General features: G+C 64.5%; 15 protein-coding genes and 1 tRNA gene. 11 read left to right on the top strand and 5 right to left on the bottom strand.

The window, feature by feature from the left end; translation table 11 throughout:
• Positions 1-197 precede the first annotated feature (197 nt).
• Positions 198-270: transfer RNA gene (locus IB274_RS09440), tRNA-OTHER, on the bottom strand.
• 285 nt (positions 271-555) lie between these two features.
• On the opposite strand from IB274_RS09440, the gene rtcR reads away from it, so the two are divergent.
• Entirely contained in the window at positions 556-2157 is a 1602-nt protein-coding gene (rtcR, locus tag IB274_RS09435; RefSeq protein WP_192431700.1) for an RNA repair transcriptional activator RtcR, read from the top strand.
• 13 nt (positions 2158-2170) lie between these two features.
• On the opposite strand, the gene IB274_RS09430 is transcribed toward rtcR, so the two are convergent.
• Both IB274_RS09430 and IB274_RS09425 read right to left on the bottom strand, forming a co-directional pair.
• On the bottom strand, positions 2171-4036 hold the full coding sequence (locus IB274_RS09430; RefSeq protein ID WP_192431699.1) for a DUF4105 domain-containing protein: 1866 nt from the start codon (positions 4034-4036) through the stop codon (positions 2171-2173).
• A 61-nt stretch (positions 4037-4097) separates the two neighbouring features.
• Positions 4098-4586 (bottom strand): DUF3015 domain-containing protein, encoded by a 489-nt coding sequence (locus tag IB274_RS09425; RefSeq protein WP_038803701.1) that lies wholly within the window; start codon positions 4584-4586, stop codon positions 4098-4100.
• Between the two features lie 231 nt (positions 4587-4817).
• Here IB274_RS09425 and IB274_RS09420 point away from each other — a divergent pair, with 231 nt between their 5' ends.
• The 6 genes from IB274_RS09420 to IB274_RS09395 all read left to right on the top strand — a co-directional run bounded on the left by IB274_RS09420 (position 4818) and on the right by IB274_RS09395 (position 10051).
• Positions 4818-5141, top strand: coding sequence for a TraR/DksA family transcriptional regulator (locus IB274_RS09420; RefSeq protein ID WP_192431698.1), 324 nt, complete (start codon positions 4818-4820; stop codon positions 5139-5141).
• Positions 5142-5237: 96 nt separating this feature from the next.
• Complete coding sequence (locus tag IB274_RS09415; RefSeq protein ID WP_192431697.1) at positions 5238-7742, top strand: Lon protease family protein; 2505 nt, start codon at positions 5238-5240, stop codon at positions 7740-7742.
• Positions 7743-7888: 146 nt separating this feature from the next.
• On the top strand, positions 7889-8230 hold the full coding sequence (locus tag IB274_RS09410) for a hypothetical protein (protein WP_081517330.1): 342 nt from the start codon (positions 7889-7891) through the stop codon (positions 8228-8230).
• A gap of 186 nt (positions 8231-8416) precedes the next feature.
• Positions 8417-8911: a TIGR00645 family protein gene (locus IB274_RS09405; protein WP_017521628.1), complete on the top strand. Its 495-nt coding sequence runs from the start codon at positions 8417-8419 to the stop codon at positions 8909-8911.
• Positions 8912-9036: 125 nt separating this feature from the next.
• The gene (locus IB274_RS09400) at positions 9037-9333 is read left to right on the top strand and encodes a DUF6482 family protein (RefSeq protein WP_045217224.1); all 297 of its coding nucleotides are present in this window, start codon (positions 9037-9039) and stop codon (positions 9331-9333) included.
• Positions 9334-9433: 100 nt separating this feature from the next.
• Positions 9434-10051: an FKBP-type peptidyl-prolyl cis-trans isomerase gene (locus tag IB274_RS09395; RefSeq protein WP_192431696.1), complete on the top strand. Its 618-nt coding sequence runs from the start codon at positions 9434-9436 to the stop codon at positions 10049-10051.
• Positions 10052-10184: 133 nt separating this feature from the next.
• Here the strand turns inward: IB274_RS09395 and IB274_RS09390 are convergent, their stop codons facing one another.
• Positions 10185-10409, bottom strand: a complete 225-nt coding sequence (locus tag IB274_RS09390) for a hypothetical protein (protein ID WP_017521625.1) — start codon at positions 10407-10409, stop codon at positions 10185-10187.
• A gap of 170 nt (positions 10410-10579) precedes the next feature.
• Positions 10580-11548 carry a polyprenyl synthetase family protein gene (locus IB274_RS09385; RefSeq protein ID WP_045217233.1) on the bottom strand — a complete coding sequence of 323 codons (969 nt, stop codon included), beginning with the start codon at positions 11546-11548 and terminating at the stop codon, positions 10580-10582.
• A 242-nt stretch (positions 11549-11790) separates the two neighbouring features.
• On the opposite strand from IB274_RS09385, the gene rplU reads away from it, so the two are divergent.
• From rplU to proB, 4 genes are all read left to right on the top strand, one after another.
• Positions 11791-12102, top strand: a complete 312-nt coding sequence (gene rplU / locus IB274_RS09380) for a 50S ribosomal protein L21 (RefSeq protein ID WP_192431695.1) — start codon at positions 11791-11793, stop codon at positions 12100-12102.
• Positions 12103-12140: 38 nt separating this feature from the next.
• Positions 12141-12398 (top strand): 50S ribosomal protein L27, encoded by a 258-nt coding sequence (gene rpmA / locus IB274_RS09375; protein WP_017521622.1) that lies wholly within the window; start codon positions 12141-12143, stop codon positions 12396-12398.
• A gap of 159 nt (positions 12399-12557) precedes the next feature.
• Positions 12558-13778: an Obg family GTPase CgtA gene (gene cgtA, locus IB274_RS09370; protein ID WP_192431694.1), complete on the top strand. Its 1221-nt coding sequence runs from the start codon at positions 12558-12560 to the stop codon at positions 13776-13778.
• 61 nt (positions 13779-13839) lie between these two features.
• A complete protein-coding gene (proB, locus tag IB274_RS09365; RefSeq protein WP_192431693.1) occupies positions 13840-14958 on the top strand; it encodes a glutamate 5-kinase in 1119 nt (372 codons plus the stop codon).
• Positions 14959-14968: the final 10 nt, after the last annotated feature.

Below are 14968 nucleotides of genomic sequence, written 5' to 3'. Positions count from 1 at the left end.
TCGTACCGGGCGGGCCGGCGGTGGCTTCGGGTCTCTGGCGTATTCGGCCTTCCTGGCCTGTTTGCGCCTGTCCCGTCGCCCACCGGCGGGGTGTTGCCTACATGAGTAGCTGCCTTAACAGGGCAGTGTTCGAGCGGGAGTCGAACCCGCGACAGGCCATTTCGTGGATGGCTGCTCTACCGGACTGAGCTATCGAACGGCGCGGGCAGGATTCGAACCTGCGACGGCTCCATCAAAGTGGAGTGCTCTACCGGGCTGAGCTACCGCGCCATCGACCGTGACTGCTGCAGCGGCATGCACGAAGCCGACACCAGGGGTGGGCTCGGGCACCGGCGGGAGTTGAAGTCCCTGCCCGTGGGCTGCATCAGCGATGCGGTCGAAGGAGATATAGCGAGGGGCGTGCCAAGGTTGCTTTCTGGTTATCTTGTTTTATTTCAACTCATTGATAGATAAGGATTTAAATTTGTTTTTAGTGTGAATTTCCGGATCTTCGGATTGGCCGGTTTATTGATTTGTGGATATTCTTGGATCGTTATTTATCTTTATGGATAAAAGATGAAAGCCAAGAAAACCGTCGCCATCGGCTTCCTCGGTTCGACCCTGGATCGCGTCGGCAAGGGCGCAGCGCGCTGGCAGAAATGGCGACCCACGGTCAGCCTGTGCCAGCAGCAGGACCTGTTTGTCGACCGCCTGGAGCTGATCCACGGGCTGGATGCGCGGGATGTCGGGCTGGCCGAGCGTATTGCCGCCGACGTGCGGCTCGTTTCCCCGGAAACCGAGGTGCGCCTGCAGCCCATGGCGCTGCGCAACCCGTGGGACTTCGAGGAGGTCTACGGCGCGCTGCACGATTTCGTCGGCGGCTACGCCTTCGATACCGAGCACGAGGACTACCTGGTGCACATCACCACCGGGACCCACGTCGCGCAGATCTGCTGGTTCCTCCTGACCGAGGCGCGCTACCTGCCGGCGCGACTGGTGCAGGCTTCTCCGTCGCGGCGCAAGGACGAGGCGCGGCAGCCGGAAGGGACGGTCACGGTCATCGACCTCGACCTGTCGCGCTACGACCGCATCGCCACGCGCTTTCGCCGTGAACAGGAAGAAAGCCTGGCCTTCCTCAAGTCCGGCATCGCCACGCGCAACGCCGACTTCAACCGTTCCATCGAGCAGATCGAGCGGGTTGCCGGGCGCTCCCGCGCACCGATGCTGCTGATCGGCCCGACCGGCGCCGGGAAGTCGTTCCTTGCTCGCCGCGTGTATGAACTCAAGCGCGCACGGCACCAGTTCCAGGGCCGCTTCGTCGAGGTGAACTGCGCGACCTTGCGCGGTGATGGCGCGATGTCCGCGCTGTTCGGCCATATCAAGGGCGCTTTCACCGGTGCGCAGAACGCCCGCGAAGGCCTGCTGCGGGCGGCGGATGGCGGCATGTTGTTCCTCGACGAGATCGGCGAGCTGGGCCTGGACGAACAGGCCATGCTGCTCAAGGCCATCGAAGAGAAACGCTTCTTCCCGCTGGGCTCGGATCGCGAGGTGGGCAGCGATTTCCAGTTGATTGCCGGCACCCACCGCGATCTGCGCGAGCGCGTCGCCGAGGGGCTGTTCCGCGAGGATTTGTTCGCTCGCATCAACCTCTGGACCTTCGACCTACCGGGGCTGGCCGGGCGCCGTGAAGACATCGAGCCGAATATCGATTTCGAGCTGGAGCGCCACGCCCGCGAGCAGGGGCGACTGGTGCGTTTCAATCGCGAGGCGCGCACGCGCTACCTGGCGTTCGCCAACTCGGCGCAGGCGCTGTGGAGCGGCAACTTCCGCGAGCTGTCGGCATCGATCACGCGCATGGCGACCCTGGCCGACAACGGGCGCATCGACGAGGCGCTGGTGGGGGAGGAAATTGGCCGGCTGCGCCGCTCCTGGGGCGCTACCCAGGCCGAGAGCCTGCTGGATGGCTTGCTGGGGGAGGGCGCCGAAGCGCTGGACCTGTTCGACCGCCTGCAACTGGAGGCGGTGATCGGCGCCTGTCGCCAGGCGCGCAGCCTGTCCGATGCCGGCCGCCAGCTGTTCGCCGTCTCGCGCCAGGACAAGCAGAACCCCAACGACGCCGACCGCCTGCGCAAGTACCTGGCGCGCTTCGGCCTGGATTGGGCGTCGTTGCGGGACTGAGACGCGCTGCGCCTCAGTAGTGGTACCAGCGCAGCTCCAGCATTACTTCACTGCGCGGGCTGGCCTCATGGCTGAACTCGCGCTGGGCAGACAGGCGCAGGCCGAGGTTGCGCCCCAGCTCCACCTGCTGGCCGAAGCTCAGGGTGCGGCGCACTTCGCCATTGTGGAAGTAGTCACCCTTGCCCTCGAGGCTGAGGTTGCCCAGCGGGTTGCTCCACAGCACGCCGGTGTCGAAGCCCATGGCCGGGGCGATGGTGGCGGCGAAGTCCGGGTTGTTTTCGATGCGCGCGGTGCCCAGGGCGTAGGCCTGCAGGTCGTCGGTGAGCTTCCAGCTGCCGCCGGCGCCGCCATTTAGGTGGCCGACCAGGGTGTCGTGGTCGTTGTCGCTGTGCTTGCCGATCACCCGCTCCCAGCCACCAGCGACCTGCCAGGACAGCGGCTTCAGCAGCTCGTTGCGCGGCGTCATCGAGCGGATGGTGACCAGGTCCAGTTGCTGCAGTTGCCAGCGGTTGCCTTCGTACTGGCGCAGCTTGAGCTGGCCGATCTCGATCTGCGCGCCGAGGGGGAAGCCGTAGGCGTTGTCGTCGAGGTCGTGGTAGGCCATGCGCAGGCCGTATTGGGCGAAGGCTTCGCCGTCGCGGCTGCCCGCGCCAACCTGCCAGGTGCGTGACTCGTGGCCGTTCTCCGGCTGGCCGGGGCGTTCCACGTCCAGTGCCGGCGGCGGGTTGCGGTTGATTGCCTTGAGCAGGTTGTAGCTGCGCGAGGCGGTGGACTGATCGCGTTCCTGGCCGGTGGCGCGGTAGCGCACCAGGCGGAAGGCGGTGTCTTGCACCAGCGCCTGGCGGTCGGCAGGCAGGGCGGTGAACGCGGGGCTCTGCAGCTGGCTGTCATCGTCGGCGATGTGGCGGGCCAGCACCTTCTCGTCGTGGCTTAGCGGTTCGCCGCGGGCCAGCAGTTCGCGCTCGCGGGAGGGGCGGTAGTCCACCCGGTCGATCAGCCCGGCGTCCTTCACTGCGCGCACCGTGTCGGTGGGGATGGCGGTGAGCGGGAAGTGGTCGGTGAGCTCGGTGCCGGGGCGGGCGATCTCCAGCAACTCCAGCAGGCGGAACGAGCAGTTCTCGTCGAAGAAGTAGTACTTGAAGCGGATCTGCTTCAGCTCCCAGACGTGCTCGACCATGCGCGCGGTTTCTTCCGGCGTGAGGTTCAGGCGGTATTCCCAGAGGTCGCGGTTTTCCAGGCGGCTGTATTCGGAAAGTTTCTCGCGGTAGGGCACCAGGGCGAACAGGCCGGGGTAGCCGCCCATCAGGCCCTTCCAGGCGTAGAGGATGCTGTTGTCCATGCCCTCGATGTAGGCGCCGAAGTTGAGCGCGTAGCTGAGCAAGGCGGTGTTGTCGGAGTCGACATCGGCCTGGTCGATGCGCAACAGGGTGTGGCCGAACATCGAGGACGGGCTGTTCAGGTAGGCGGCCGGGAACACCAGCACGGCGCTGTGGGGGTTGATGTCCTGGTACCAGGTGGTGAATTCCTTGCACTCCACCGTCGGCAGGTCATCGAGCTGCAATTGCTGGCGCAGCCAGCGGGTACGCGCCGGGTAGACGCATTGGGCGTGCTTGTCGCCGAGGCTGGCCGGGGCGTAGAGGGCTTTCACGGATGCGGCCAGTTCGGATTCCGGGTGGCGGTCTCCGTCCTTGGAGAGGAAGAACTTCGGGTCGTCGACGAAGCTGCGCCAGCCACCGAGCTTGGCGTGTTCGTAATGACCCAGGGCCAGCCAGTAGGGCTCGTTGGCCAGGCTCTGCAGGCGTTGTGGGTCGATCGCCGGCGAGGCCAGCAGGGGAGTGCAGGCGCACAGCGCCATCCAGGGCAACAGGCGTTTGGGCATCGAGTGGGCTTACTGGAGGGGAAGGATGAGCCCGCCGCAAGGCGGCGGGCTCGCGTGGCCGTCAGGCCTGTTCGGCGTACTTGGCCAGGGTGCTGTCCTGCTTCAGGACTGCCTGGGTGTTGGCGTAGACGTCCTCGGCGGTGACGTCGGACTTGTTGAAGATCTGCGCGAAATGCTCATGGGTGACCTGGGCGAAGTGCGCACGGTCCTCGGGCTTCACGCCCAGCACGACGGCGTAGGTGGTCAGCGCTTCGCCGTCACCCTTGGCCATGTCTTCGGAGAGTTCGTCCATCATGCTGCTGAGCACGATCATCGGCTTGCCGCCGTAGGTCAGTGCACCGTTGGTGTGGCAGCCGTTGGTGCCGGTGGTCATGCCGAAGGTGTTGTTGCCGCTGGTGCCGTTGGTGGTTGCTGCCAGGACGTGGGTGGCGGTGCCGCGCTGGCCCTTGAACAGCATGTTGCCCCAGCCGCAGCCGTCGCTGCCGGGTGCATCGGCGAGGGCGCTCAGGGAGGCGGTGGCGAGGAGGGTACCGAGCAGAATCCTTTTCATCGTTTTTCTCTCTTTATGAGGTCGTGGACCATTGAACAGTCGCTGACAGCAAAACAGCGCCTGGCCAGAGCTTTTCTCCAATGCCTTGCAGGTGTCAAGGCAACCGCTGCCTTGATCAGTATGGCCGGGGCTGGCGAGAGGGTCTCGGATGACCGGCAATTGATCGGTATCAGCGGCGGAAGTCTTGGAACCGACCACACTTGAATCAGTTCCCCTTGCGAGGAAGTAGTCATGGGCGATTTCGATCCACGGCCAGCGCTGGACCAGTTGGCAGCCGAGTATTCCAAGCGCGCCGAAGCCATCCGCCGCGACCTCGGCCGCAGTCATTCGCCGGACTTCGCCGAACAGGCCCAGCAGCGGCAGAACGACGACGTACTGCGCGCGCTGCTGGCCGAAGCGGAGGCGGGCATGCGCCTGGTGGGCTTGGCGCGCCTGCGCCTGGCCGACGGCACCTACGGCGAGTGCGCGCGTTGCGGCGAGGCCATCGAGGAGCGCCGCCTGCGCGCGCTGCCGGCTGCCGAGCACTGCCTGCGTTGCGCCGATGCGGTGGACTGAAACTGTCACCAATACTGCCTTGCCAGTGGCGCGCGGGCGGCGCGAGAATGCGGTCGAATCTCCGCGGCCTCGCGCCGCTCGAAGCAAGGACCTCCAATGCCCGATTCCGTTGCTGCCGGCCTGCGCCTGGCGCCCGATGAACTGACCCGCCCCTTCACCCCCGAACAGTTTCCCTTCAAAACCACCGAAGAACTGGAGCCTTTCCTGGGCGTGCTCGGACAGGAGCGTGCGGTCGAGGCGCTGCAGTTCGGCGTGGCGATGCCGCGTCCGGGTTACAACGTGTTCGTCATGGGCGAGCCCGGCACCGGCCGCTTCTCCTTCGTGCAACGCTATCTGAAGGCTGAGGGCAAGCGCCTGCCGACGCCAGCCGACTGGGTCTACGTCAACAATTTCGATGATTCGCGCGAGCCGCGCGTGATCGAGCTGCCGCCGGGCAGCGCTGCCGAGTTCGGCACCGATATCGACCACCTGATCGACAACCTGCTGTCCACCTTCCCCTCGGTGTTCGAGAACCCGGCCTACCAGCAGAAGAAGAGCGCCATTGACCGCGCGTTCAACCAGCGTTACGACAAGGCTCTGGACACTGTCGAGCGCCTGGCGCTGGAAAAGGAAGTCGCCCTTTATCGCGACAGCGCCAACATCGCCTTCACCCCGATGAAGGACGGCAAGGCGCTGGACGAAGCCGAATTCGCCCAGCTGCCGGAAGAGGAGCGCGAGCGCTTCCATGCGGACATCGCCGATCTGGAGGAGCATCTCAACGAGGAGCTTTCCAGCCTGCCGCAGTGGAAGCGCGAGTCGAGCAACCAGCTGCGCCAGCTCAACGAGGAAACCATCACCCTGGCGCTGCAGCCGCTGCTGGCGCCGCTGGTGGAGAAGTACAACAACAACTCCGGTGTCAGCGCCTACCTGCAGGCCATGCAGCTCAATCTGCTGAAGACCGTGGTCGACCAGTTGGTGGATGCCGAGCGCACCGACCCGCAGCGCAAGCAGAGCCTGGAAGAGCAGTACGCGCCGAACCAGGCGATCGGCCACCATGCCACCAGCGGCGCACCGGTGGTATTCGAGTCGCACCCGACCTACGACAACCTGTTCGGCCGCATCGAGTACGCCTCCGACCAAGGTGCGCTCTACACCAGCTACCGCCAGCTGCGCCCCGGTGCTCTGCACCGCGCCAACGGCGGCTTCCTGGTGCTGGAGGCGGAGAAACTGCTGAGCGAGCCGTTCGTCTGGGATGCCCTCAAGCGCGCGCTGCAGTCGCGCCAGCTGAAGATGGAATCGCCCCTGGCCGAGCTTGGCCGCCTGACCGCCATGAGCCTGACGCCCCAGGTGATCCCGCTGAACCTCAAGGTGATCATCATCGGCTCGCGGCAGATCTACTACACGCTGCAGGACCTCGATCCGGACTTCCAGGAGATGTTCCGCGTGCTGGTGGACTTCGACGAGGACATCCCCCTCGCCGAGGACAGCCTCGAACAGTTCGCCCAACTGCTCAAAACCCGCACCTCCGAAGAGGGCCTGGCGCCGCTCAGCCGTGAAGCCGTGGCGCGCCTGGCGACCTACAGCGCCCGCCTGGCCGAACACCAGGGCCGCCTCTCGGCGCGCATTGGCGACCTGTTCCAGCTGGTCAGCGAAGCAGATTTCATCCGCCAGCTGGCCGGCCAGGAAGTGACTGACCTGGGCCACATCGAGCGCGCCCTGAAGGCCAAGGAAACCCGCACCGGTCGCGTGTCGGCGCGGATTCTCGACGACATCCTCGCCGGCATCATCCTGATTGACAGCGAAGGCGCGGCGGTAGGCAAATGCAACGGCCTGACCGTGCTGGAAGTCGGCGACTCCGCCTTCGGCATGCCGGCGCGCATCTCCGCCACCGTGTATCCGGGCGGCAGCGGCATCGTCGACATCGAGCGCGAGGTCAACCTCGGCCAGCCGATCCACTCCAAGGGCGTGATGATCCTCACCGGCTACCTCGGCAGCCGCTACGCCCAGGAATTCCCCCTGGAGATTTCCGCGAGCATCGCCCTGGAGCAGTCCTACGGCTACGTGGACGGCGACAGCGCCTCGCTGGGCGAGGTCTGCACGCTGATCTCCGCCCTGTCGCGCACGCCGCTGCGGCAATGCTTCGCCATCACCGGCTCGATCAACCAGTTCGGTGAGGTACAGGCGGTCGGCGGGGTCAACGAGAAGATCGAAGGCTTCTTCCGCCTCTGCGAGGCACGTGGCCTGACCGGCGAGCAGGGTGTGATCATCCCGCGCGCCAACGTCGCCACCCTGATGCTCGACGAGCGTGTGCTGCAGGCGGTGCGCAACGGCCAGTTCCACATCTACGCCGTGCGCCAGGCCGACGAGGCACTCAGCCTGCTGGTCGGAGAGCCAGCCGGTGCGCCGGATGCCAAGGGCCACTTCCCCAAGGGCAGCGTCAACGCCCGCGTCGTCGAGCGCCTGAAGGAAATCTCCGAGCTGGGCATGGACGAGGAGGATAAGGAAAAGCCCGCCAAGGAGGCCGCCGCCAAGCCAGCCAGCAAGCCTAAGGCGGATAAGGTGCCGGTCGAGAAGGCTCCCGTCGAAAAGGAGCGCGCCCGCAAGAAGAAGGACGCCGATTGATTGACGTCAGGACAGGGGCGCCGCCACGGCGTCCTGTCCGCGCGTTTTTCACTCCGTTGTCTGCAAGATGACGGAATAAATCCGCGCTTTCGCGTGTCGGAACCTGGGTGTAGTCTCGAACTCAGGACAACCGCGAGGGTGCCGCTATGCCGCGTAACCTCTGCCTTATCCGCCCCTGTCTGGGGCTGACCACGCGCATCGAGTGCGAGATCAGGCCGCTGGCCGGAGAGAATGGACTCTGGACCTTGTTGTGCGCTGCCGGCATGTCCGGCGCGCAGCCCACCGCCATCAAGGCGCAGGGCCCGTTCTGCGGGCCTTTTGTGGCTGAAGGCGTTCTCGAGGCGATCTCCGACTGCCTGGCCCAGCAGGGCTACATCGTGGCGGAGGATCCCCCCATCTGGCAGTTGCACCTGCAGGGCGAACTGCGCCGCCTGAACGGCGAACGCTCGCGCCATGTCGGCAACTTCCAGTTCCGCCCCGAAGGTTGACGGCCGCTTGTGCAGCCCCCGCACAATCCGCTGAACGCTACGGGGTTCCTGGTCGCTACGGTTTCGTGCCGTGGCGCCCCGCCTGTTTATCCACAGACATATTTATCCATAGAAAGCCGGGATAACTCGCAAAAGCCATCCGCTATACTGCGGCGGCCCTTTCCCTAGATATTTCCCACAATCACCATGGAACGATTCGTCGAAAACTCGTTGTACGCCGCGCGCTGGCTGTTGGCGCCGATCTACATCGGCCTGTCGCTGGCCCTGCTGGCGCTGACCATCAAATTCTTTCAGGAAATCTTCCATATCCTGCCCAGCATCTTCAGCATCGCCGAGGCAGACCTGATCCTGGTGCTGCTGTCGCTGATCGACATGGCGCTGGTCGGCGGTCTGCTGGTGATGGTGATGTTCTCCGGCTACGAGAACTTCGTGTCGCAGTTGGACATCGATGAAGGCAAGGAAAAGCTCAGCTGGCTGGGCAAGATGGACGCCAGTTCGCTGAAGAACAAGGTGGCTGCTTCCATCGTGGCGATCTCCTCGATCCACCTGCTGCGCATCTTTATGGACGCTAAGAACATCGAAGACAACAAGCTGATGTGGTACGTGATCATGCACCTCACCTTCGTCCTCTCGGCCTTCGCCATGGGCTACCTGGACAAGGCCACGCGCCACGACCACTAAGGCGTTGCTGCGTCATTCCCGCCGCCCGCTCGTTGCAAAACGGACGGGCGGTTGCGTTTTCGCCTTGCGGTGGGCGGCTGCTGGTCAAGACTTCTGCGTGGATCAATCCGCAGGAGGTGCAGCATATGAATCTGCAGGAACTGACCAGCCGCTCCGTTGCCGGCGATATCGATGAGATCAACCTCGTGTCGCTGGAAGGCGATATCTACGTGCTGGAGGCTCGTATGGGCGCGCGCTTCTACCCGGTCCAGGACGAGGCAGGGCATGTCATCAGCGTGCGTTCGGTCGCTCATGCGCGCGAGGTGCTCAAGGCGCTGCCCAACGTTCCGTTCCATCTGGTGCACGCGGTGGTGCATGACGAAATGTGCGGTATGGACGACGAGCGCGACATCGGCGCGGGCGTGACCATCCCGTTGCACTGAGTCTGTTGCATGGCGCGCTGCGCGAGGCTCGCGCGGTGGGGGAGGCGGTGCATCTGTGCTAGGCTGGCGGCCCTTTTTTGACCCCCAGCGGAGCGCCGCCATGAGCGAACTCAACCTTTCCACCGACGAAGCCCGCGTCAGCTACGGCATCGGCCGTCAGCTGGGTGACCAGCTGCGCGAGAACCCGGTTCCGGGCATGACCCTCGACGCAATCCTGGCCGGCCTGTCCGACGCCTACGCCAACGTGGAAAGCCGCGTTCCGGGCGAAGCCCTGTCCGCCAGCTTCCAGGTGATCCGCGAGCGCATGCAGGCCGAAGCCCAGGCGAAAGCCGAAGCCGCCGCCGGCGTTGGCCGTGAGTACCTGGTGGAAAACGCCAAGCGTGAAGGCGTGACTGTCCTGCCGTCCGGCCTGCAGTACGAAGTGTTGACCACCGGCGAAGGCGCCAAGCCGTCCCGCGAAGACACCGTGCGTACCCACTACCACGGCACCCTGGTCGACGGCACCGTCTTTGACAGCTCCTACGAGCGCGGCCAGCCGGCCGAATTCCCGGTAGGCGGTGTGATCGCCGGCTGGGTCGAGGCCCTGCAGCTGATGAACGCCGGCAGCAAGTGGCGGCTGCACGTGCCGAGCGAGCTGGCCTATGGCGGCCAGGCCGTCGGCAGCATCCCGCCGCACAGCGTGCTGGTGTTCGACGTCGAGCTGCTGGAAATCCTCTGATTCCCGAAGGTTCGCTGCGCAGTGCCATCCCTGGCGACTGCGCAGGAAAAGGGGCGCTCAGGCGCCCCTTTGTGCGTCCGCCTCCCGGGCGGCGGAGCACCGACGGCGCTTCCTGCGCCATCGTAAAGTGCGCCTAGCGCAATGCGCGGGCGTAACAGAACAGGAAGAGGTTGCGCACCAGCTCCTTGAGCACGCCCGGCTCGCTGGTGGATAGCTCCGACAGTTCCAGGCCGCCCTGTTCGCGCAGCTCGTCCAGGGCTTCTTCTTCCAGCACCGCGCAGACTTCCCCGGTGTCCCGATGCAGGATGCGCAGGTAGGGGTGCGGGCGATCCAGCCAGGCATCGATCATGTAGGTCATGGCGTGTTCCTCCGTGCAGACCGTTTAATGAGAATAATTCTTATTATCTCAATAGCAAGCCTGAATTGGAAAAAATTTCGCGCAGCCGACGATCTGTTGTTCCCGGTCAAAAGACAGGCAACAAAAAGCCCGCCGCGGTGAACCGGGGCGGGCTTTGGCGAAACGGCGGATCAGTGCGTGCGGGCGACGGCGAACTCGGCCAGTTCGATCAGCGCGGCGCGGTATTCATTGTCCGGCAGCGCCTTCAGGCAGTCGACGGCGCGGGCGGCGTACTCGCGGGCCAGGTTGGCGGTGTAGTCCAGCGCGCCGGCGGCTTCCACGGCGGCGCGGATGCCCTCCAGATCCTGGCTGCCACCCTGCTGGATGGCCTTGCGTACCAGTGCGGCCTGTTCCGGGGTGCCGTCGCGCATGGTGGCGATCAGCGGCAGGGTGGGCTTGCCTTCGGCGAGGTCGTCGCCGACGTTCTTGCCCAGGCTGGCGGCGTCGCCGCGGTAGTCGAGCAGGTCGTCCACCAGCTGGAAGGCGATGCCCAGGGCGTCACCGAACAGGCGCAGCGCCTCGGATTGTTCCGGCTGGGCGTTGGCCAGCGCGGCGGCGCTGTGGGTGGAGGCTTCGAAGAGCATCGCGGTCTTGCCGCGGATGACTTCCATGTAGGTTTCTTCGGTGGTGCTGGCGTCGCGGACCTTGGACAGCTGCAGCACTTCGCCTTCGGCGATCACGCGGGTGGCCTGGGAAATGATGCGCATCACCGGCATGGAGCCCAGCTCGACCATCATTTCGAAGGAGCGCGCATAAAGGAAGTCGCCCACCAGCACGCTCGGCGCGTTGCCCCACTGAGCATTGGCGGTGGCGCGGCCGCGGCGCAGGCCGGAGGCGTCGACAACGTCGTCGTGCAGCAGGGTGGAGGTGTGCAGGAATTCGATGGTGGCGGCCAGTAGCTTCAGGTCATCGCCCGAATAGCCCAAGGCCTTGCCCGAGAGGAGCACCAGCAGTGGGCGGAGGCGCTTGCCACCGGCGGAGATGATATAGTCGCCGATCTTTTCCACCAGGGGAACGCGGGAAGTGAGTTGGCGACGGATGATGCCGTCGACGGCGGTGAAGTCGTCCGCCACCACGCGATAGAAAGCCTGGGGTTGCATTAAAGACAGCGCTCCTCGTAGATTGCCGCGGCATGCTAGGTGCCGCTGTTTGGGCTGTCAAGGCAAGGCCCCGTGGGGCTTGATCCGCACCAGGGGTTTGCGTACAATCGCGGCCCCGAACTTCCCTGGCATATCCTGCCTTACGCAATTGCACGGGCGTCCTTTCCGGCCCCATGCAGCCATGCCGACCGATTCCTCTTTCTATAAAGCGTCGGGTGAGCAGGTCTAACGGAGACATCCAGATGTACGCAGTAATTGTTACTGGTGGCAAGCAATACAAAGTCACCGAAGGCGAATTCCTCAAGGTCGAGAAACTCGACGTTGCCACCGGCGAAGCGATCAACCTGGATCGCATCCTGCTGGTTGCCGACGGCGATGACGTCAAGATCGGCCTGCCGGTGGTAGAAGGCGCGAAAGTGACTGCAGAAGTGGTTTCCCACGGTCGTCACGATAAAATCCGCATCATCAAGTTCCGCCGCCGCAAGCACCACATGAAGCGTCAGGGCCACCGCCAGTGGTTCACTGAAATCAAAATCACCGGCATCCAGGCCTAATTTTTTAGGGCTGCTTCCTGTTTTAGGAGAATTGACTCATGGCACACAAAAAAGCTGGCGGTAGTACCCGCAACGGCCGCGACTCAGAAAGCAAACGCCTTGGCGTGAAGCTGTTCGGTAGCCAGGCTGTGAAAGCAGGCAACATCATCGTGCGTCAGCGCGGTACCCAGTTCCACGCTGGCTACGGCGTTGGCATGGGCAAGGATCACACCCTGTTCGCTAAAGTCGACGGCGTGATCAAGTTCGAAGTGAAAGGCGCCTTTGGCCGTCGCTATGTAAGCGTCGTCGCTGCCTAAGCGAGCTCTCACTGAAAAAGCCCTGTCTCGCGACGGGGCTTTTTTGTTTCTGGCGTTTCCAGGCGAGGTGCGGTCGGTTCGGGCGTTTGCGCGGACTTGGCTGTATCCTATGCTCCTTTTCTTATTTTCAACCCGCAGCTGCTGCGGGAGGCGTTCGCAATGAAATTCGTCGACGAAGTATCCATCCACGTGAAAGCCGGTGACGGCGGCAACGGCCTCATGAGCTTCCGCCGCGAGAAGTTCATCGAGAAAGGCGGTCCCAACGGCGGTGACGGTGGCGACGGCGGCTCGGTGTACCTCGAGGCCGACGAGAACCTGAACACCCTGGTGGACTACCGCTACACCCGTCGTTTCGACGCCCAGCGCGGCGAGAACGGCGGTAGCAAGGACTGCACCGGCGCCAAGGGTGACGATCTCGTCCTGCCCGTGCCGGTCGGCACCACCATCATTGATGCCAATACCCAGGAGATCATAGGTGACCTGACTGCTGCCGGTCAGCGCATCATGGTTGCCCAGGGCGGCTGGCACGGCCTGGGTAATACCCGCTTCAAGTCCAGTACTAACCGTGCACCGCGCCAGACCACTCCGGGCAAGCCCGGCGACGCGCGTGACCTCAAGCTGGAACTGAAGGTCCTGGCGGACGTCGGTCTGCTCGGTCTGCCGAACGCCGGCAAGAGCACCTTCATCCGGGCAGTGTCCGCCGCCAAGCCGAAGGTCGCCGACTATCCCTTCACCACTCTGGTGCCGAACCTGGGCGTGGTCAGTGTGGGGCGCTTCAAGAGCTTCGTAGTCGCCGATATCCCTGGCCTGATCGAGGGTGCCGCCGAAGGCGCCGGCCTGGGCATCCGCTTCCTCAAGCACCTGGCGCGCACCCGTCTGCTGCTGCACGTCGTCGACATGGCGCCGCTGGATGAGAGTGATCCGGCCGATGCCGCGGAAACCATCGTCCACGAGCTGGAAAAATTCAGCCCGGCGCTGACCGAGCGCGACCGCTGGCTGGTGCTGAACAAGATGGACCAGATCCTCGAGCCCGAGGAGCAGGAGCGTCGCAAGCAGGCCGTAGTCGAGCGTCTGGGCTGGGAGGGCCCGGTCTATGTGATCTCCGCCCTGGAGCGTGAAGGCACCGAGAAGCTGAGCCAGGACATCATGAAGTACCTCGACGAGCGCACCCTGCGCATCGAGGAGGAGCCGGCCTATGGCGAAGCCCTGGCGGCCCTGGATCAGCGCATCGAGGACGAGGCCCGTGCCCGTCTGCAGGCCCTGGATGATGCTCGTGCACTGCGTCGCTCCGGTCTGAAGAATGTCGACGATGCGGATGACGATGATTTCGAGGATGACGAAGACGACGGCGATGGGCCGGAAATCTTCTACGTGCCTTGATCGGAACGGCGCCCGCCGGTCCGGATGAAACGTGTGAAGCCTGACTTCTAAGGTTGAGGGTATGCGTGAGAAGGTCACTGGCGCCAAGCGCTGGGTAGTCAAGATTGGCAGTGCGTTGCTGACCGCCGATGGTCGCGGTCTGGATCGTGATGCCATGGCGGTATGGGTCGAGCAGATGGTCGCGCTGCATTGCGCGGGCGTTGAGCTGGTTCTTGTGTCCTCGGGCGCCGTCGCGGCGGGCATGAGTCGCCTGGGCTGGGTTTCCCGACCTAGTGACATGCACGAGCTGCAGGCGGCCGCCGCGGTGGGGCAGATGGGCCTGGTCCAGGCCTGGGAGTCCAGCTTCGGCGTGCATGGCCTGCAGACCGCGCAGGTGCTGCTGACTCATGACGACCTGTCCGACCGCAAGCGCTACCTGAATGGGCGCAACACCCTGCGCACGCTGGTCGATCTCGGCGTGATCCCGGTGATCAACGAGAACGATACCGTCGTCACTGACGAGATCCGCTTCGGCGACAACGACACCCTGGCGGCGTTGGTGGCCAACCTGGTCGAGGCTGACCTGCTGGTGATCCTCACCGATCGCGACGGCATGTTCGACGCCGACCCGCGCAACAATCCCGATGCCGAGCTTATCTTCGAGGCTCGCGCTGATGATCCTGCCCTGGATGCGGTGGCTGGCGGTACCGGTGGTGCGCTGGGTCGTGGCGGTATGCAGACCAAGCTACGCGCTGCCCGTCTGGCGGCGCGTTCCGGTGCGCACACCGTTATCGTTGGTGGTCGTATCGAGCGTGTGCTGGATCGCCTGCGTGTCGGTGAGCGGCTCGGCACGCTGCTGACTCCCGAGCAGAGTCGCAAGGCGGCGCGCAAGCAGTGGCTGGCGGGGCATCTGCAGATGCGCGGCACGCTGGTGCTGGATGATGGCGCAGTGAAGGCTCTGTCGCAGGATCACAAGAGCCTGTTGCCGGTCGGCGTGAAGGCCGTACAGGGCAGCTTCCGTCGCGGAGAGATGGTGGTCTGTGTGGATCAGCGGGGTCGCGAGATTGCTCGCGGCCTGGCGAACTACAGCGCTCTCGAGGCGCAGAAGATCATTGGCCAGCCGACCGATGCCATCGAAAGCCTGCTGGGCTATGTAGATGGTCCGGAGTTGGTGCACCGCGACAACCTGGTGCTCGTCTGAGGAGATTCGC

The sequence above is a fragment of the Pseudomonas sp. PDM18 genome (genome assembly GCF_014852585.1).
GTDB lineage: Bacteria > Pseudomonadota > Gammaproteobacteria > Pseudomonadales > Pseudomonadaceae > Pseudomonas.
This window is presented reverse-complemented; position numbering and strand designations above follow the sequence as displayed.